The organism is Oceanobacter mangrovi, from assembly GCF_019740315.1.
GTDB lineage: Bacteria > Pseudomonadota > Gammaproteobacteria > Pseudomonadales > Oceanobacteraceae > Oceanobacter > Oceanobacter mangrovi.
On record NZ_JAHXZR010000009.1, the window covers coordinates 66,283 to 83,908 of the forward strand.

Genomic DNA, 17,626 nt, shown 5'->3' on the forward strand with positions numbered 1-17,626 from the left:
CGACCGTCCGGTTTGTCTCGTCAATTGGTTCAAAAGAGCAGGGCTATTGGCGATTGTCATAAAAATATCGATAAACAATCGGTAAAGTGTCGGATTCCGTGAAGGTCCGCCCTTTCAGCATGGCGATTCGGGGCACGACAGAGGCAGTTGCAGCGGGTATACTGCTGCGCTGATTTTATCTGGCTAATGATGAGTATTATGCAACAGGTTCTTGAATTTATCGGTAACCACTGGTGGCTGGTCGCGATCTGGGCGTTCTTTCTGATTGCTCTGGTGCTCGACAACCGCAAGCGCAACGGTGCCGCTGTTTCTCCCGCTGAGGCGACCCAGCTGATCAACAAGGAAGGCGCCATTATTGTCGATATCCGCGACAAGAAGGACTTCAAGGAAGGTCACCTGGCGAACGCAATGAATATTCCATTTGCTGATTTCGCCCGTCGCATGAATGAGCTGAACGTCTACAAGGACAAGCCGATCGTGCTGGTGTGCAAGAGTGGTCAGACTGTCTCCATGGCCGCCAAAATGCTGAAAGAGAAAGAATTTAACCCGGTACGTTTGTCCGGTGGCATGATGGAATGGAACAACCAGAACCTTCCGGTCGTTCGTAAATAAAACCAGGAAATACCTATGTCTGAGAATCAACAACCACAATTCGCGCTGCAGCGCGTTTACATCAAAGACGCTTCTTTTGAAGTGCCGAATGCGCCACTGATCTTCACCAAAGAGTGGAAGCCGGAACTGAAGCTGGACCTGAACTCAGGTGCCCGCAAGGCTGATGACAAGCACTACGAAGTGTCTGTTAAAGTGACCGTGACTGCCAAGGTTGAAGAAGAAACTGCCTTCCTGGTTGAAGTCATGCAGTCTGGCCTGTTCCTGGCTGACAACATTCCTGAAGAACAGCTGAAGCCAATGCTGGGCGCGATGTGTCCAAACATCATCTTCCCATACGTGCGTGAAGCGATTGACGCGCTGGTTGTGAAGGGCGGTTTCCCTGCACTGATGCTGGCTCCAATCAACTTCGATGGTTTGTACCAGCAGCGTATGGCACAGGAAGCCGCTGAAGCTGCCGCTGCTGCAGAAGGCACCGAAGCTGCTCATTGATTGCTGAATCCGGCTCCGCTGGCGGAGTCTGACAGGCAATCTGTAAACGCCCGCTAACAGCGGGCGTTTTTTGTGGTCTATAGAATCCCGTCGTTGTTATCCCCGGAATCCGCATGTCCCTGAAAAAATTCGTACAGGCTGCTGCGTTGGCCATACTTTCTCTCAGCGCCAGTCTGGCCTCGGCCTACACCATCGAACTGACCCAACAAGAGTTGCAGCAACGGCTGGAAGCCATGATGCCGATGCATCGTGACCGCTATTTTATGAAGGTAACGCTGGATGAACCCGTGCTTGATCTGGCGGTGGGAGACGATCAGCTCGGCTTTGCCGGTAAGGTGACGATTGAAGCGCCAGGCGACCTCGGTGGCGTGGTGCAGGTCAAGATTGCCGGTCATCTGATGTATAACCCGGATCAGGGAGCCTTTTTCTTCAAAAAGCCGAAAATCATCAGCATTGATTCATCGGCCATTGATTCGGGCAACACTGCCCAGGTGAAATCCGTGATCGAACCGCTGGCGTCGAAGTATCTGGAACGCAAGCCGGTGTATGTACTGGATGACGAAGATCTCAAACAGCAGCTGGCCAAGGCAACGCTGAAATCGGTTTCGGTTCATGACAACAAGCTGGTACTGGAACTCGGGCTGTTCTGAGACAGCCCGGTTTGTTTCAGACCCGCCTGCCTCAAACCCGCCTGCCTCAGGCCAGACCGGGGCCGACCAGTTTGGCCTGCTGGTAGTCGTTCTGACGCCAGGCTTCATACACCACAATCGCCACGGTATTCGACAGGTTCAGACTGCGGCTGTCTGGCAGCATGGGTAAACGTAACCAGTGCTGCTGGGGAAATTGCTGCAACACTTCTGCGGGCAAACCGCGGGTTTCCGGTCCGAACATAAAATAATCGCCAGCCTCCAGCGCCATGGCTGAATGGACCGTTGACCCCTTGGTGGTGAACGGAAACAGCCGTTGTGGCTGGGCTTGCTGCACAAACTCCTCAAAGCTGGCGTAGCGTTTGACGTTGGCAAATTCGTGATAATCCAGCCCGGCCCGTCGCAGTGCCTTCTCTTCCATATTGAATCCCAGTGGCTCGATCAAATGCAGCTGACAGCCGGTATTGGCACAGAGCCGAATGATGTTGCCGGTATTGGGTGGAATTTCAGGTTCGAACAGAACGATATGGAACATGGTTGTGGTCCGGATGGGTGGTTTTCAGCGCCGCGCAGCATACCCTGACTCGCCAGTCAGCGCGAATCCTGACCTGGTACGGCATCTCTGCATAATTCCACATATTTATTCCAATGGATCAGCCTTGGCCCGGCAAGTACAAAAATCCTGTCTACACTGACAGTAGTCTCTTATGGAACATCCGGAATTATGCGTTGGCCCTGGTTCAGGCATTCAAACTCACAAAAAGGCCGTATTGGTATCGCTGTTACCCTGACGGGTGAACTGGCGGCAGTTGCTGTCGCAGGCGGCCGTGTCGTTGCGCGTCTTCAGATGCCGAAAACCGACTGGTCGAAGCTGGGGGAGTGGGTACAACAGCTGGGCTGGCGCAGGGCCAAAGCCAGTCTGGTTTTAACCGGTAACTGCTATCAGTTACAGATGCTGGCTGCTGCGGATGTCGACGACAACGAGCTGGCAGATGCCATGCGTTTTCGACTGGGTGAGCTCACAACCATACCTCTGGAACAGTTACTGGTACAGGCGTTCAGGCTTCCTGTAGAAGCCTATCGCGGACGTCAGAAAATGGCATTTGTTGCGTTTTGCGAACGGGCGATGGTGCAGGACATGGTCGTTAGTTGTCGGCAGCAGCAAATCCGCATCGAAAGCATCGTAATCACCGAAATGTCGGTGCTGGCGCTGCTGGGAGATCTGGACCCCGAAACCAGCATTGCGGTTCTCAAGCTGGATGACAGTAGCGGCAAAATGATGATTTACGATCAGGGTGCCCTGTTTTTACGGCGGGATTTCACCATCGGCCTCAGCAACATAGCGCCGGAATTGAGCGTTGCCAGCGGCAACAGCACCGCGTTGTCAGCCAGCGCCAGTTTTAACCTGTCCGCCGGTCGTCATGCCGAACAGCTGGATAATCTGGGACTCGAGATCCAGCGTTCGCTCGATTATTTTGAAAGCCAGCAAGGCATGGGATCGGTCGGTCAGCTATGGCTGCTCGACACGGACCGGGCTGGCATCTTGTCGCCGTTGATGGAGCAGCTTGAGCTGCGGGTCAATATACCTTGCCGACGCTTTTCGCTGAGTAACTGGCTCGGTGATGAAGAAAACGCCAGTAACAGCACCATTGTATTGGCGCTGGGGGCAGCACTGACGCCTGGACAAACCCTGGTCCATCAGGATCTTGAGGTGATGTCATGAATTGGCAGCCCCGTCAGCAAGTCAACTTTTACCTGCCGGAGTTTCATCCGGTCAGCCTGCCGCGCCGGGTCAAACGGTTGTTGCGGGAACTGGGTGTGCTGGTGCTGGTAATTCTGCTGGCCATAGCGGTTGGCCAGGGTTATCGCTTTTTCATCGGTCAGCAGCTGCGGGATCTGCAACAGCAAAATGACAGTTTACTGGCCGCGGTAGAAGTGGAGCATAAACGTTTGCTTGCGCCGCCGCTGGACGCCGCACTGGCTGAGCAGTTACAGCAATCAAAAGAACGGGTTGAGGAAGCCAGGCTGCGGGTGGGTTACCTGCAGGGAGTCGATGGTCAGTTAGACCGTCAAATTGGTAGCGGCAGTGGTTTTGTTGCCTTGATGTCTGAGCTGGGACAGTTGTCGCTGTCTTCTTTGTGGTTGTCCGAAGCCCACATTACAGATCAGGGCCGTGACGTGGCGCTGGGAGGGCTGGTGCAGGAACCGGTTGCCGTGTCCCGTTATCTGGACTTGCTTGCACAGCTGCCTGCCTATCAGGGCCGTCAGTTTGAGCAGATCGATATTCAGCAGCAGCAGCACGCATTTCGTTTCTGGCTCGACACCCGCCCCCATGGTACCAGCGCGGCGACAACCACTGTGCCTGACTCCGTCCGAAAACTGCAGGGGAATGCTCGATGAGCGGGTTACAACATCCCCGGCTACAACGGCTGTTTGAACAAATCAATGCGATGCAGCCGCGAGAGTTTTTACTGCTACGTGTCAGTCTCGCAGGTCTGATGCTGTTGCTGGGAGTGGTGTTGGCCGAACCGGTTTGGCTGCAGCTCGCCAGCCAGGAGGAGAAATTGCAGCGGGGTGAAGTACAGCTGGAAGAGCTGCAGAGGAGTCTGCAGCAGCTGCGCCAGCAAACCTTGCAAGACCCGAACGAACAAAGCCGCGTAGAACTGCTGCAACTGGCCCGTTTGCAGGCTTCGCTGGATCAACAAACCATCGAATTATCGTCCCAGCTGGTCGCACCGAAGCAAATGGTCGCCTTGCTGCAGCAGGTTTTGCAGCAGTCCTCAGGCCTCAAACTGATTGCGCTGGAAAACCAGCCTCCAAAACCAATTCATATCGGCCAATCGACAGGAACTGCCAAGCCGCTTGAGAAGGACCCGGAGAAAGTACTGTTCTGGCGTCATCAGTTGACCATCCGGTTGCAGGCGACCTGGCCTTCTGCACTGGATTATCTGCAGCGGTTGCAACAGAGCGAACAGCGGCTGTTCTGGCAATCGCTGGACTATCAGGTGGATGCCTATCCCTGGGGCGAGTTGCTGCTGGAGGTATACACCATCAGCACCAGCAAGGAGGTGGTTGGTGTCTAGACGCATAGTCTGTCTGCTCTGCTGCGTGTGGTCGGCCTGCCTGTATGCCGATGATCCGACCCGGCCGCCAGCCTGGCTCGGCATCGCTGCGCCAAAACCTGAAATGAAAGCGATCCCGGCACCCCGGATGCAGTTGCAGCAGTTGCTGCTTGGGCCGGTTGCTGTGGCGGTTATCAACGGTGAAGTCGTCCGCTCGGGCGACCGGATTGCGGGCTATCGGGTGCGCCAGATTGACGCTACTGGCGTCGTGCTGGTGTCTGCCTCAGGCACCCGTACCTTACAGATGAATAGCCGGGACGTGCGTCAGCCGACCTCGGCGACAGATTCCATATCGACCCGTGTTCATCGCATTCAAACCGATGAGCAAAGCAACGAGGATAAACAACCATGATGGCCCGAGGGCAGAACAAACAGCCGGTATGGCAGCAGTGTTTGCTGGCGCTGTTGATCATGGCGTTGGCAGGATGCAGCCAGCAGCCTACCCACAAGGAAATGGCGTTGGTTCAGCAACCCATGTTGCCTGAGCCTCCAGCTACTGCAATGTCACGGCCTCAACCCCCGGCAGCGGACAAGGCCGTTGCGGCGCCAACAGTATCGGAAACAGAATATTTTGATGTGGTGGCCGACAACACACCAGTGGCCGCCTTTTTCAACAGTCTGGTCACAGGGACCGGCGTTAACCTGATCCTGCATCCAGAAGTAGAAGGCACGATTTCGCTGTCGCTGCGTCATGTCACCTTGGCCGATGTACTCGAAGCGGTACGGGACATTTATGGCTTTGATTTTCGGATCAACAGCTACGGCGTACAGATTTTGCCGAGCAAACAGCAAACCCGCATTTATCCGATCAACTATCTCAACGTCACCCGTTCTGGCCGTTCCGGCATGCAGGTCAGTAGCGGCCAGGTGTCGCAAGCTGCCGGACAATCGTCAAGCAGCAATTCTTCAACGAGTGGCTCAAATTCGACTAATGTTAATTCAAGAACCATCAACAGTACGGAAGTTGAGACGGACTCACTGGCGGACTTCTGGCAGCAGTTGGGGATCACCCTGCAACTGTTGGTGCAGGATGAAGCCAACGCCAAGGTGGTTGTCGACGCGCATGCGGGTATCGCCATCGTCAAGGCGTCACCCGTCGTACAACAGTCGGTTAACAGCTATTTGCAGCGAGCCCAGATCAGTATTCAGCAGCAGGTATTGATAGAGACCAAGATTCTGGAAGTCACCCTCAGCGATGGCTATCAGCAGGGGATCAACTGGGATGCACTGGTGTCGAGTGGCAGTCGTGAGGCGACCTTCGGACAGACTTCGGTGGCACTGGATAACAGCGATCGGATTGGCGGGATTTTTTCGCTGAATTTGAGTGCGGCGGATTTTGCGGGTGCGGTGGAGCTGCTGCAAAGCCAGGGTGATGTGAAGGTGCTTTCCAGCCCACGCATTGCCACGGTGAATAACCAGAAAGCGGTGATCAAGGTCGGTTCTGACGAGTTTTTTGTGACCAATGTCAGCACCACCACAACCACCACAACGACCGGTAGTACGCAGTCGCCGGACATTGAATTGACACCCTTCTTCTCTGGCATCGCGCTTGATGTGACGCCGCAGGTGAGCAGTGATGAAGAAGTGATTTTACACGTTCATCCAACGGTCACCGAAGTGGAGGAGCGGACCAAGACGATTGAATTGGGCAGTGATGAATTCAACCTGCCGCTGGCCTACAGCACGGTAAGAGAAACGGACTCCATCATTCGCGCCAAATCGGGCCAGGTGGTGGTGATTGGCGGTCTGATGCAGAACCGGCTGGAGAATACCGAGGCCAAAGTACCACTGTTGGGCGACATTCCGGTATTGGGCTGGCTGTTCCGCCAACAGCGGCAGGAAAAAGTGCAAAGCGAGCTGGTCATCCTGATCCAGCCGCGAATCGTGGACGGTGCTACGCCGCTACAGGAAGTTGAGGCTATCAATCGGCGTTTTTCGCGATTGGCCCCGTCTTTTCTGAAAACGGAGGAGCAAGACCATGAACCACAATCCAGAGAATAACAACAGCGTGGTTGGAAGCGACAATGCCGACTGGTGCATTAACCCTCATCAGCGGCACAAGCTTAACGAAATCCCCGAGCGCTCATTGAGCGTGCTTGATGGGCTGGTGATTATCGGTGGTGCACTTTGCATCATGTTCGTCATTATCGGCCTGACTGCCTGGTTGATCGATACCGGCAGCAATCGCCTCTCTGATCAGCTCAGCATGACCGAACCGCAACCACAACTGCAGCCGTTCGGGAATCAGCCAGCAACACTGCTCACATCGAATGATATGGTCGAGACGGATCTTGCAACCTTGCTGGTTGAGCCGACGCCTCATACATCGGTGGTGGCATATCTTCATAGCGATGAGTGACGGAGCAAGACACGGATGAGTAAAAGGGTTCGTATTGGCGACCTGCTGCTTGAACGCAATCTGATTACCGAAGATCAATTGCAGGAAGCATTGGCAGAACAAAAGCGCTCGGGCAAGAAGCTCGGGCGCGCAATTACCGATATGGGCTTTCTGACCGAGGATAATCTGCTCGGCACCCTGGCAGATTATTGCGGTTATCCGTTCATCGACCTGACGCACTTTCGTCTCGATTCCCGCCTGGTACATCGACTGCCTGAAAGCCAGGCTCGCCGTTTCCGGGCGCTGGTACTGGCGGAAGAAGGCAATGGCTACCTGGTTGGTATGGCTGATCCTACCGACCTGATGCTGGTCGATGAAGTCCAGCGGTCGCTGGGGCGGCCGGTGTTACCAGCGTTTGTGCGCGAGATGGACTTGTTGTCGCTGCTGGATACCCAGTATCGCCGCCAGCAGCAAATTGCCTCGATTGCCGGTGAACTGGAAGGCGAACTGCAGGATAACGACTTCGACATCGACCAAATGGCGATGCAGTCAGATTCTGGCGATGCGCCTGTGGTTCGTTTGTTACAGAACATTCTCGAAGATGCCGTGCAGGTCAAGGCGTCTGATATTCACGTCGAGCCGGAAGAAAACCTGTTGCGGATTCGATTGCGCATCGACGGCGATCTGCAAGAGCAGATCATGAAGGAACGACGGGTGGCATCGGCGTTGGTGTCGCGGCTGAAAATCATGTCGGGGCTCGATATTTCCGAAAAGCGTTTGCCGCAGGACGGCCGTTTCAACATCCGGGTTTTGAACAAGAGCATTGATGTTCGTCTGTCGACCATGCCGGTTCCCTATGGTGAATCCGTGGTGATGCGTCTGCTGGACCAGAGTGCGGGTTTGTTGGACATCGACGCGCTGGGCATGCCGGAACGCCTGAAGAAACGTTTTCTTCAGCAAATCAGTCGCCCGCATGGCTTGCTGCTGGTCACCGGGCCTACTGGCTCGGGTAAAACCACCACGCTGTACGCAGCGCTGAACCAGCTCAACAAGCCGGAAAAGAAAATCATCACGGCAGAAGATCCGATCGAATACCGGCTATCGCGGGTGAATCAGGTGCAGGTGAACTCAAAAGTCGGGCTGGAGTTTGCCACTGTACTGCGGGCCGCCTTGCGTCAGGACCCGGATGTGGTGCTGGTGGGGGAAATGCGTGACCAGGAAACTGCCGAAATCGGCTTGCGCGCTGCCATGACTGGCCACATGGTGCTGTCGACATTGCATACCAATGATGCTGCTTCCAGCGCCATGCGGTTGCTCGATATGGGCATGGACCCCTACCTGGTCGCATCGTCCTTGCGCGGCATTGTGGCTCAGCGGCTGATCAAACGATTATGCCCGAAGTGCCAGCAGGCGGATGAACTCTCGGTCCAGGACAAGGTATGGCTGAACGGCATTGAGGCTGATGCTGCCTCCCATGATTACCGTATTGGCCGTGGTTGCCACCAGTGCCATAACACGGGTTACCTCGGGCGGGTCGGGGTGTATGAATTTCTGGAAATGACGCCGCCTCTGGTAAGGGCACTGCGCGATAACAACGCCAACCTGTTCGCTGACGAAGCCAGTCGACAGGAGGGGCATCGCCCGCTGGTACTGGCCGCACTGGACTACGCCCGAGCCGGTATCACCTCGGTGGATGAGGTGTTCCGGGTTGCCTCGACGCTGGATGAGGTGGATGGCTGATGCCGATCTATCAATATCGGGGTAAAGACAGTCAGGGGCGACCGGTGACTGGGCAGTTGGTGTCGCAAGACCAGAATGCTGCTGCACGGGTATTGCAGCGGCAGGGCGTGTTGCTGCTGGGACTGGAAGAGCAGCAGGCCGCCAGAACGGTTAATCGAGAGCCTGCGGGTGATCTGTTCCGGCGGCGCATCAAGATGGATGAGCGCATCTTGCTGACCCGTCAGCTCTTTGCCCTAACCCGTTCCGGAGTACCGATTATCCGGGCGCTGAATGGGTTAGCGGAATCGACCAATAACCCGGAGCTGAAACGAATTCTGGGTGAGATGGCCAGGGTACTGACTGCGGGGGGCGATCTGACCACGGCGTTTCGCCAGCATCCAAAAGTCTTTTCGCCAATCTACATCAGCATGATCCAGGTCGGCGAAACAACGGGGCGGTTACCTGAAGCCTTGCAGGCACTTATTCATCACCTCGAAATGGAACGGGAGACCATCAAGCGGGTTTCAACCGCAATGCGCTATCCAACCCTGGTGCTCGTTTCGATGGCGATTGCCCTGACCGTGATCACCCTGTTTGTGATTCCGAGCTTTGTGCCTGTTTTCAAAAGCATGCATACGGAACTGCCATTGCCAACCCGAATCCTGATCGGGGTATCAGACTTTGCGGTTAATCATGGGCTCATGATTGGTATCGCGCTGCTGGTGCTGGGCTTTGCGATCTATCGTTACATCAAAACGCCTGAGGGTGGTCTGGGATGGGACCAGCTGAAGCTGCGTTTGCCGGTGTTTGGCTCCCTGTTCAAGCGTATCGCCCTGTCGCGTTTCTCCCGTTCACTGGCGATGATGATGAGTTCCGGTGTACCGATTTTGCGTTGTCTCAATGTGGTTTCCGACAGCGTTGGCAACCGCTACATTGGTGCTGCAATCCGGCGCATGCAGTCGGGTGTTGAGCGCGGTGAACGACTCACCGCAACCGCTGCGGCCACGGGCATGTTTACTCCGCTGGTACTGCAAATGATGGCGGTGGGAGAGGAAACCGGCTCCATTGATGATCTGATGAATGACGTCGCCGATTTCTATGAAGAGGAAGTGGACTACGAACTCAAGTTTCTGGCGGATGCCATCGAACCCATCATGCTCGGAATGATGGCTTTTATGGTACTGATTCTGGCGCTGGGGGTATTTCTGCCGATCTGGGAACTGGGGGCCTCGGCAGGAGGAAGGTAAAGCCAGTCAGAAGCAGGCTTCCGACTGGCTCGCGGGTTAGCGGGCGACCCAGCCACCGTCCAGCACCAGTGTCTGGCCGGTAATATTTTTGGCCGCAGGGCTGGCCAGGAAAGCGACGGTCTCGGCGATTTCACTGATGTCGATGAACTGCTTCTTCGGCATTGGTTCCAGCATGATCTTGTTGATCACATCTTCCTCTGAAATGCCATTCTCCTTGGCCTGTGCTGCGATCTGCTTTTCTACCAAAGGCGTTTTGACGTACGACGGACAAATCGTGTTGATGGTGATATCGGTGTCGCCGGTTTCCAGCGCGACGGTTTTGGCAAAGCCGATCAGGCCGTGCTTGGCGGCAACATAGGCGGACTTGTAGGGTGACGCGACCAGGCTGTGAATGGAGCCAATATTGATAACCCTGCCGTAACCCTGCTCGCGCATGGACGGCAACAATGCACGAGTCAGCATCGCCGGGCCAACCAGCATGACATCGATCAGCAGTTTCCAGCGGTCAGCCGGGAAGTCTTCAAGTTTGGAAACGTATTGCAAGCCTGCGTTGTTGACCACGACATTGACGGGGTCGCTGGCGAGGCTGGCAGCCATGGCGTCGATCGCTGCGACATCCGACATATCCGCCGCGACGCCTTTGGCGTCAATTCCCTGTTCTTTCAATTTGCTGACGCCGGCATCCAGAGCCTCCTGACTGATGTCCGAGATGGTGATGCGGGCGCCCTGTTTGCCAAGGGTTTCGGCGATTCCAAGGCCGATACCACTGGCTCCACCGGTTACGAGGATGTGCAGATTGTTCATGAAAAGCCTCCTGTGCTGGTTCGCTGACTATAACAATGGCAATTGAACCCGGGTATCAAATTTGATGATTTTTTGACCGCTCTGCTGCTCTGGCAGGGCGTGTATCAAGTAGAAATCCATAGGCCAGCAAGGTTCCATATTCGCGCCCGGGTGCCCATCCTCCTTTCGATGGGGACTGGCTGTTGGTAGCTCAAACCGCAACAAATCCGATGAAAATAGTTGGCTGGATTACATTCTGAGACATCGGAAGGGCATGCTTGATCTATGGCAATTGGATCGGCCGGTTTTTGTTTCATTTGGTAACCGGGACAGCAAGAGTTCAAGACTGAACTATGCTCAAGTCATTGAACTACGGTTTACAGAGAGCGTTTAAACAGTCACCGGTTGGTGCCTGTTTGTGTATCTGTTCGTAACCAATACCTTGCCTATATCAGGAGCTTGACCTTATGAAACGTATGTCTGGTTTTACCTTGATTGAATTAATCATGGTAATTGTGATTCTCGGGATTCTCTCAGCATTCGCCTTGCCGCGTTTTGCGGATATGAGTAACGACGCCCGTCTGGCCAGTCTTGATGGTGCCGCTGGCAGCTTGCGGTCTGCCATGAATATCGCCCATGCCCAGTATCTGGCGGATGGCAGTTCGGGTACCAGTGTGAGCCTTGACGGTCAAACGGTAAACCTGGTGTTTGGCTATCCGGCCGCCACTGCCACGGGCATTGGTACTGCGGTTGACGCATCTGGCTATACTGCGACTGCCGATGCGACTGCAACACCACCTACCTATACACTGGCGGTACAGACAGACTGTCAGGTGGTTTACACCGAAGCCGCCAATGCGACTACCTTGCCGACCATTGCATCGACTACCACTGGTTGCTAAATGATATCGGTCAGCTGGCCGCGAGGGTTTACTCTGGTCGAACTGTTGATGGTGATGGTTCTGCTGGGGATTCTGGCGGCAGCGGCCACTTCCCTGTATGCCGGGCGATCTGATTTTGAGGTCAGGGCCGGGCAAGATTTTGTTATCAATGCGGTGCGGGAGGCTCAGCAAGTGGCTATGGCCCGCACCGCAGATTCCTCTGTCCAGTTGCGACTTGTTTATGCGGGTGGACTTCTCAGTAGCCAAATCCTGGCCCAGTCGGGCAGCGGCTTCAGCTCCCAGACAGATCTTTCTTCCGAACTTTACGGTGGTACAGATCTGGCTGCCAGTTGTGCAAGCCTGGCGTCTACCCCGCTGCAACTCGCCTTTGATGGCAATGGTCAGCTGACCATTGGCCAGTCTTATCGCCTCTGTGCTCCTGCGGGCTTTGAAGTCTGCATCAGTGCCTCTGGGTATGCCTATGCCGGCAGTTGTCTCTAGTTCCCGTAAATCCCAGCAGGGCGTCAGCCTGGTGGAATCTGTGATTGCCATCGTGATCATTGGCATCGCGCTGGCAGCGGTGAGTCGTGGCATGGGGCTGGCGTTACGCCATAACGCCGATCCTTTATGGCAGGCACGGGCAACCCAACTGGTGCATTCGTACATGGATGACGTGATGGCATTGCGTTTTCAGGAAGACTCTCCGACCAAGGGCGGTGCCGTCGGCAGTTGTGTGATTGGAGGGACTGAGGGCGGAGAACATGATCGTACCGATTATGACGATGTCGACGACTACAACGGTTTGAACGAGGCGGGGCAGTTTCTGGATACCAGTGTTACCTCGAATGCTGCCTATCAGATCCAGATCAGCGTCACCTGTGCCGATGCGCAGGGAGCAAGCAGTAGCACCACCAAGCTTATCCAGGTGGTGGTGACCGGACCGGATGGACAACAGTTGCGTCTGGCGGCCTTGAGAGGTGACTTCTGATGCGCAGGTTGCGGCCTGCAGGCTTTACGCTGATCGAACTGGTGATGACCATCGTGATCAGCGCCATTATCGGGCTGATCAGCATGCGGTTTGTCAGTACCTACGTACAGGGATGGGTCGATACTTCCGCCCGTGTCACTCTTTCGGGTACTGCCTGGGTGGCCAGTGAGCAACTGGTGCGACAGATTCGCGAAGCGCTGCCACATAGCGTGCGCAGCTTTACCGATGGCGGCAATGCCTGTCTGGAACTGGTTCCGGTGATTGCGGCGGCAGATTATCTGTCATTGCCAAAGGGCAACAAAAGTACCTCGATCGAGGTGGTGGAAGTTTCTGGTGTCAGCGTCGGAACCAGCGCCTGGATCTCGGTGTATCCGAATTCCGAAAACAGTGTGTATGGTAATTCCGGGCCGGGTAACTCGATCTCAACAGCAGCAGCCACTCTGGGGGCGGTTAATAATCACGTCCAGACGCTGACTTTCCCAACGGCACAATCCTTTCCCAATAATTCACCTGTCCGGCGGTTGTTTCTGATTAGCCAGCCGATTGCCTATTGTGAAGACGGCAGCGGTCGGCTTTGGCGATATGCCAATTATGGCTTTGCCAAAGACAGTACGGGGCTGTTACCGGCCTCAGATGCGGTGCTGATGCTCGACAATATTCTGCCTGGATCGCTGCGTTTTGGGCTGGCGGCTGCGCAGCTGCAGCGTAACTCGATTGTGCATGTGGAATTCCGGACGCTGCGAGCTGCTCGGGATGGCAATCAAACCGGCAGTACGGGTGAACAATTGCAAATCAACCGTGAGGTGCAATTAATCAATGTACCGTGAGCATTTTGGCAGTCGGTTAGCGATGAAGGCAGGGTTTGGCTTGCCGTTGGCTGTTTTTGTGGTGCTGATTCTGGCACTGGTCGGGGTCGCCGTGAATCGGTTGATGGACTCCAGCCAGCAAAATTACAGCCAGCAGGTCGCGGGTGCCCGTGCCTGGCTGGCGGCCGTCAGTGGCAGTCAGGTGGTAATGGTCGATACGCTGGCAACGACGCCCTGTCAATGTGTGAATGCCACTCGCACCATCAGCTTTGCGGTGGATGGCCTGCAAAACTGTCAGGCGGTGGTCACTTGCAACAGCTTTGTGGTTGATACCGAAACCTTTTGTGATCTGGTCTCAACGTCCAGTTGTGATGGTGGAAATGGCAGTCGCACGCTGGAGGCCCGGGTTCGATGAGACGCTGGTTAATGGTGATGTGGCTGCTGTTGGTTACGTCGACCGGATTGGCCCTGCCAACACCGGTGGCGTTATATCATCTTGATGAAAGCAGTTATTCAGGTGTCAGTAGCGAGGTTGTCGACAGCAGTGGCAACGGTCTGCACGGGCGTGCCTACAACACAGTGACGCTGGCGTCCAGCAGCCCTGCCGTTAGCGGTTATCCGGGCAGTTGCCGTTATGGCGAATTTAATGGCTCCGGCTATTTGCAGGTTGCGGATAATGCGTTGCTGGATTTTCGTACAGCCGTGTCTGTGGGTGCCTGGGTGAGGCTGGATCGTTATAACAGCGAATTGTCAGCAGTGGTTTCCAAGGATGAAAACTACGAATTTCATATTGATGCCAGTGGCCGGGTTTATTGGTGGTGGGTTGAGGAGGATGGCGATACTCGTTGGCTGTACAGCAACTCCACCATACCCCTGAATACCTGGACTCATATAGCGGTGACTTATACCAGTGGCCGCCAGACCATTTATATCAATGGGACTGCCAATGCGGTTTCCTATTATTCGGACCCGCTAATGCGTAATTCAGATCCGCTACAGATTGGCGCGGATCAGAATATGTCAGGCCGTTATCTGGTTGGCGATATTGACGAAGTCGCTATTTTTAACCGCACCCTCAGTTCGTCAGAAGTCGCCGAACTGGTTGCTCAAACCCATGTCTGCTCCAGTGGCTCGAGTGGTGTTTGCAGTGATGCCTTTCCGGGAGGGATCAGCAGTCATAACAGCGGCAGCATCTATTTCGACTACAACGCCCAATTGCAGGGGAATGGCTCCACCAGTTTGTCTGCCGGGTCCGTCAGCCGCTATTCGTCTTCCTATCTGTATACCTGCCAGACGGCGGACTGTGTATCGAGCGGGCAGTCGTCAGCAGCGCTTGAGCAGGCTGCCTTCGAGTATTCCAGCAGCACCACCAACTACTACGTGCTGTATCTGTTGAGCGCCAGTGTGGGGCCAACCCAAACGGATTACGGCAATATCACTCAATACGCCTTGTCGTCACTGACCTTTCGTAGCAGTTCAAATGGTTACCATATTCGTTCCCTGTATCTGGACTATGACGCAACCCTGTATTTGCCTGCTGGTGATTACTGGATTGAAAGTCTGACACTGGGGACGTCTGCCAATATTCTGGTGTCTGGCTCGGGGACTGTTCGCTTGCATGTATTGGGTAATATATCGATGGCAAGTTATTCCGGTATTAATGCGACCAGCCGCAACAATATGGGGGACGCCAGCCAAATGATTATTTACGGTTATGGCAATCTCACGACTGATACGTCGACCTATTTGTCTGGGCTGGTTTATACCGAAGGTAACGTCTCGCTGGGTTATCAGTCTGTTGTCAAAGGCGCTATCTCAGCCAATAACGTTACGGTTGGCAATGCTGCCACGGTGCTTTATGACGCTTCGGCGGTCGTCAATACCAGCTTTGGTGATCTGTGCTCCAACAGCAGCTGCACACTGGGCGGTTTTGATATCAGTCAGCCTGAGTATTCGCTGGCTTGCCCGGTGAGCCGGGCGGAAATCACCATTCAGGCCATGTGTGATGATGGTGTCACCGCCAAGGATGATTATCTTGGGACCATCAGCCTGTCATCAACAGAAGCATCGGCATCACTGTTTTATGACGCCGCATCAGCAGGAAATCAGATCAGTTCGGTGACCTTTGCTGCTGCGGACGCTGGGCTGAAAACCGTGTATCTGTATCACGAAAACGAAAACAGCGATCTTCGGGTCATCGCCACGGATAGCAGCTCAGGTACCAGTAGTACCTCGTCGGAAGGCACGGACGTTCGTACCCAGGCGTTTTTAATGACCACCACGCCAGAGGATTTTGTCTGTGGTGCCGCCACCAGTCTCAGGCTGGTCGCTGTCGGTGAAGATCAGCACGGCAGCGAATGCCAGCAGCTGACCAACTTTGCCGGTAATCGGGATTTGAAGGTCTGGTTCAATGCCAACCTGACGCAGCCTCCGCAAGCGGCTGTGACTGTCGTCAGCTCGACATCGCTGGTAGTTAATGGGACTGCGATCAGCGATCAGAGCAAACCGACAGCGAATAACCTGACGGTGAAATTTGATTCTGGTGAAGCTGACCTGACGCTTGCCTATGGCAACGCGGCTCAAATAGAAACGATTAACTTTGTTTTTGACCAGGCCGCTTATGCGTCATTGCCGTTGGTCGCCAGTACGTCTTCTTTTGTGGTCAGGCCAGATCATATTGATCTGGCGGTAAGTACTGCAAATTCCAGCTGCAGTACAGCCGATGCCAGCTGTTCACCGTTTGTTGCTGCCGGAGCAGAGTTTGATATGACTGCTACTGCCGTATGCAGCGATGGTTCAACGGCAACAGACTTCGTTGGTGCTGTCACGCTGGATTCCACGTTACAGGCTCCGGCTGGTGGTTCGGAGGCGAGCCTGGGAACAGCGTCTATCAACCTGACTGACGCTGACAACGGCAGTCTTGCGTTTACCCAAACCGTGAGTGAAGTCGGGGTGTTTTCACTGTCCGCTGATGCAGATTATTTCGACAACCCGTTGACGACGTCTTATTTCAGCAACCTTGGACGTTTTTACCCAGCCAGTTTCAATCTCAGCCGGTTCTCGTTGCAGCAACAATGTGATGTTGGTGTCTCGGCGGGCTTTGTTTATATGGGCTATCCGGGAATCAGTCTGGATTACCAGCTGCAGGCCCTGAATGTAGCTGGCGCCGTCACAACCAATTACATCGGCAGTTTTGCCAAGGCTGGCCTGAATTGGCTGTCTGAAAATGCAGATGATGGCGTGGACCGGTCCAGCCGGCTGAGTGGAATGACGACTGACAGCTGGAGCGAGGGAGTCTTGTCAGGCAGTCAGCTGCTGGCATTTGATCGCCAGAAATCAGCGGCGGTTGTGACGGTTGATGGCCCTTATACAGCGCTGTCGATCGGTCTTGGGCTGAGTGACAACGACGGAAGTTTGACCAGCCTTGAGGGGATGGATATGAATCCGGCCACGACAGGCAGCTGCTCGGGTGGCAATTGTTCGGGGGTTAATCTGGGGGCTGTCGAAGCTCGTTTTGGGCGCCTTGAGCTGGAAAATGCGTTTGGACCAGAGGGAGAAAACCTGCAACAACAAGTCGGTGTTTATTATTACAACAGCGCAAGCGGCCGTTGGCTGCTGAATACCGACGATAGCTGTAGCGGTCTGACGTTGGACAGCACGACTCTGGTGTCATCGAACTGGACTGGCAATCTCAATGCAGGAGAAACTGCCGTAAGTCTGGCGCAGGCCATCACGGCGGGTAAGGGCATTTTGCTGCATGCCGCACCGGGTGTGGGGAATGATGGCAGTGTCACCTACCGCTATGCGGCGTCAGCCTGGTTGCTGGAGGAAAACGATGAGGATGATGACTATGCTGATGATCCATCAGCTCTGATCCAGTTTGGCCAGTATCGTGGTAACGACCGGATTATCTATTGGCGGGATATTGTGCGTTAAAGGTACGGCGCTAAAACAACAACAGGGCCGTAGCCCTGTTGTTGATTCAGTCTGTCTG

General features: G+C 54.8%; 19 protein-coding genes. 17 read left to right on the plus strand and 2 right to left on the minus strand.

The annotated features are described in order from the left end of the window. Positions 1–198 precede the first annotated feature (198 nt). From K6123_RS17190 to K6123_RS17200, 3 genes are all read left to right on the plus strand, one after another. The gene (locus tag K6123_RS17190) at positions 199–612 is read left to right on the plus strand and encodes a rhodanese-like domain-containing protein (protein ID WP_221799997.1); all 414 of its coding nucleotides are present in this window, start codon (positions 199–201) and stop codon (positions 610–612) included. 15 nt (positions 613–627) lie between these two features. Continuing rightward, on the plus strand, positions 628–1,101 hold the full coding sequence (gene secB / locus K6123_RS17195) for a protein-export chaperone SecB (RefSeq protein ID WP_221799999.1): 474 nt from the start codon (positions 628–630) through the stop codon (positions 1,099–1,101). A 113-nt stretch (positions 1,102–1,214) separates the two neighbouring features. Next, positions 1,215–1,751, plus strand: a complete 537-nt coding sequence (locus K6123_RS17200; protein WP_221800001.1) for a DUF1439 domain-containing protein — start codon at positions 1,215–1,217, stop codon at positions 1,749–1,751. Between the two features lie 46 nt (positions 1,752–1,797). Here K6123_RS17200 and trmL read toward each other — a convergent pair whose 3' ends face one another. Continuing rightward, positions 1,798–2,283, minus strand: coding sequence for a tRNA (uridine(34)/cytosine(34)/5-carboxymethylaminomethyluridine(34)-2'-O)-methyltransferase TrmL (gene trmL / locus K6123_RS17205; protein ID WP_221800003.1), 486 nt, complete (start codon positions 2,281–2,283; stop codon positions 1,798–1,800). A 189-nt stretch (positions 2,284–2,472) separates the two neighbouring features. Between trmL and K6123_RS17210 the strand changes: the two genes are divergently transcribed. The 8 genes from K6123_RS17210 to K6123_RS17245 are packed head-to-tail and all read left to right on the plus strand — an operon-like array spanning position 2,473 to position 10,174. Further along, a complete protein-coding gene (locus K6123_RS17210) occupies positions 2,473–3,471 on the plus strand; it encodes a type IV pilus biogenesis protein PilM (protein WP_221800005.1) in 999 nt (332 codons plus the stop codon). Beyond that, entirely contained in the window at positions 3,468–4,148 is a 681-nt protein-coding gene (locus K6123_RS17215; RefSeq protein WP_221800007.1) for a hypothetical protein, read from the plus strand. The genes K6123_RS17210 and K6123_RS17215 overlap by 4 nt, the downstream gene beginning before the upstream one ends. Beyond that, on the plus strand, positions 4,145–4,831 hold the full coding sequence (locus K6123_RS17220; protein WP_221800009.1) for a hypothetical protein: 687 nt from the start codon (positions 4,145–4,147) through the stop codon (positions 4,829–4,831). Before K6123_RS17215 ends, K6123_RS17220 begins: the two co-directional genes overlap by 4 nt. Beyond that, positions 4,824–5,222: a general secretion pathway protein GspB gene (locus K6123_RS17225; protein WP_221800011.1), complete on the plus strand. Its 399-nt coding sequence runs from the start codon at positions 4,824–4,826 to the stop codon at positions 5,220–5,222. Before K6123_RS17220 ends, K6123_RS17225 begins: the two co-directional genes overlap by 8 nt. Continuing rightward, complete coding sequence (gene mshL, locus K6123_RS17230; protein WP_221800013.1) at positions 5,219–6,871, plus strand: pilus (MSHA type) biogenesis protein MshL; 1,653 nt, start codon at positions 5,219–5,221, stop codon at positions 6,869–6,871. The genes K6123_RS17225 and mshL overlap by 4 nt, the downstream gene beginning before the upstream one ends. After that, positions 6,849–7,229: a hypothetical protein gene (locus K6123_RS17235; RefSeq protein ID WP_221800015.1), complete on the plus strand. Its 381-nt coding sequence runs from the start codon at positions 6,849–6,851 to the stop codon at positions 7,227–7,229. The genes mshL and K6123_RS17235 overlap by 23 nt, the downstream gene beginning before the upstream one ends. 15 nt (positions 7,230–7,244) lie before the next feature. Then, positions 7,245–8,948, plus strand: coding sequence for a GspE/PulE family protein (locus K6123_RS17240; RefSeq protein WP_221800017.1), 1,704 nt, complete (start codon positions 7,245–7,247; stop codon positions 8,946–8,948). Continuing rightward, a complete protein-coding gene (locus tag K6123_RS17245) occupies positions 8,948–10,174 on the plus strand; it encodes a type II secretion system F family protein (RefSeq protein WP_221800019.1) in 1,227 nt (408 codons plus the stop codon). The genes K6123_RS17240 and K6123_RS17245 overlap by 1 nt, the downstream gene beginning before the upstream one ends. A 36-nt stretch (positions 10,175–10,210) precedes the next feature. Here K6123_RS17245 and K6123_RS17250 read toward each other — a convergent pair whose 3' ends face one another. Further along, on the minus strand, positions 10,211–10,978 hold the full coding sequence (locus tag K6123_RS17250) for a 3-hydroxybutyrate dehydrogenase (protein WP_221800021.1): 768 nt from the start codon (positions 10,976–10,978) through the stop codon (positions 10,211–10,213). Positions 10,979–11,424: 446 nt separating this feature from the next. On the opposite strand from K6123_RS17250, the gene K6123_RS17255 reads away from it, so the two are divergent. From K6123_RS17255 to K6123_RS17280, 6 genes are read left to right on the plus strand one after another with little or no spacing between them, the layout of a single operon-like run. Further along, complete coding sequence (locus K6123_RS17255) at positions 11,425–11,859, plus strand: type II secretion system protein (protein ID WP_221800022.1); 435 nt, start codon at positions 11,425–11,427, stop codon at positions 11,857–11,859. Continuing rightward, complete coding sequence (locus K6123_RS17260; RefSeq protein ID WP_221800024.1) at positions 11,860–12,339, plus strand: pilus assembly FimT family protein; 480 nt, start codon at positions 11,860–11,862, stop codon at positions 12,337–12,339. Then, positions 12,320–12,826, plus strand: a complete 507-nt coding sequence (locus K6123_RS17265) for a prepilin-type N-terminal cleavage/methylation domain-containing protein (protein WP_221800026.1) — start codon at positions 12,320–12,322, stop codon at positions 12,824–12,826. Before K6123_RS17260 ends, K6123_RS17265 begins: the two co-directional genes overlap by 20 nt. Beyond that, entirely contained in the window at positions 12,826–13,653 is an 828-nt protein-coding gene (locus K6123_RS17270) for a prepilin-type N-terminal cleavage/methylation domain-containing protein (RefSeq protein WP_221800028.1), read from the plus strand. The genes K6123_RS17265 and K6123_RS17270 overlap by 1 nt, the downstream gene beginning before the upstream one ends. Positions 13,654–13,675: 22 nt before the next feature. Further along, complete coding sequence (locus K6123_RS17275; RefSeq protein WP_221800029.1) at positions 13,676–14,047, plus strand: hypothetical protein; 372 nt, start codon at positions 13,676–13,678, stop codon at positions 14,045–14,047. Then, positions 14,044–17,568: a LamG domain-containing protein gene (locus tag K6123_RS17280; protein ID WP_221800031.1), complete on the plus strand. Its 3,525-nt coding sequence runs from the start codon at positions 14,044–14,046 to the stop codon at positions 17,566–17,568. Before K6123_RS17275 ends, K6123_RS17280 begins: the two co-directional genes overlap by 4 nt. The last annotated feature ends 58 nt before the right edge of the window (positions 17,569–17,626 follow it).

Bases quoted from the DNA above. Each gene is read 5' to 3' on its own strand.
- K6123_RS17270 (WP_221800028.1), top strand. From the start codon at position 12,826: ATGCGCAGGTTGCGGCCTGCAGGCTTTACGCTGATCGAACTGGTGATG.
- secB (WP_221799999.1), top strand. From the start codon at position 628: ATGTCTGAGAATCAACAACCACAATTCGCGCTGCAGCGCGTTTACATC.
- K6123_RS17235 (WP_221800015.1), top strand. From the start codon at position 6,849: ATGAACCACAATCCAGAGAATAACAACAGCGTGGTTGGAAGCGACAAT.
- K6123_RS17255 (WP_221800022.1), top strand. From the start codon at position 11,425: ATGAAACGTATGTCTGGTTTTACCTTGATTGAATTAATCATGGTAATT.
- K6123_RS17190 (WP_221799997.1), top strand. From the start codon at position 199: ATGCAACAGGTTCTTGAATTTATCGGTAACCACTGGTGGCTGGTCGCG.
- K6123_RS17265 (WP_221800026.1), top strand. From the start codon at position 12,320: ATGCCGGCAGTTGTCTCTAGTTCCCGTAAATCCCAGCAGGGCGTCAGC.
- K6123_RS17220 (WP_221800009.1), top strand. From the start codon at position 4,145: ATGAGCGGGTTACAACATCCCCGGCTACAACGGCTGTTTGAACAAATC.
- K6123_RS17210 (WP_221800005.1), top strand. From the start codon at position 2,473: ATGCGTTGGCCCTGGTTCAGGCATTCAAACTCACAAAAAGGCCGTATT.
- K6123_RS17240 (WP_221800017.1), top strand. From the start codon at position 7,245: ATGAGTAAAAGGGTTCGTATTGGCGACCTGCTGCTTGAACGCAATCTG.
- K6123_RS17215 (WP_221800007.1), top strand. From the start codon at position 3,468: ATGAATTGGCAGCCCCGTCAGCAAGTCAACTTTTACCTGCCGGAGTTT.
- K6123_RS17260 (WP_221800024.1), top strand. From the start codon at position 11,860: ATGATATCGGTCAGCTGGCCGCGAGGGTTTACTCTGGTCGAACTGTTG.
- mshL (WP_221800013.1), top strand. From the start codon at position 5,219: ATGATGGCCCGAGGGCAGAACAAACAGCCGGTATGGCAGCAGTGTTTG.
- K6123_RS17280 (WP_221800031.1), top strand. From the start codon at position 14,044: ATGAGACGCTGGTTAATGGTGATGTGGCTGCTGTTGGTTACGTCGACC.
- K6123_RS17245 (WP_221800019.1), top strand. From the start codon at position 8,948: ATGCCGATCTATCAATATCGGGGTAAAGACAGTCAGGGGCGACCGGTG.
- K6123_RS17275 (WP_221800029.1), top strand. From the start codon at position 13,676: ATGAAGGCAGGGTTTGGCTTGCCGTTGGCTGTTTTTGTGGTGCTGATT.
- K6123_RS17250 (WP_221800021.1), bottom strand. From the start codon at position 10,978: ATGAACAATCTGCACATCCTCGTAACCGGTGGAGCCAGTGGTATCGGC.
- K6123_RS17200 (WP_221800001.1), top strand. From the start codon at position 1,215: ATGTCCCTGAAAAAATTCGTACAGGCTGCTGCGTTGGCCATACTTTCT.
- trmL (WP_221800003.1), bottom strand. From the start codon at position 2,283: ATGTTCCATATCGTTCTGTTCGAACCTGAAATTCCACCCAATACCGGC.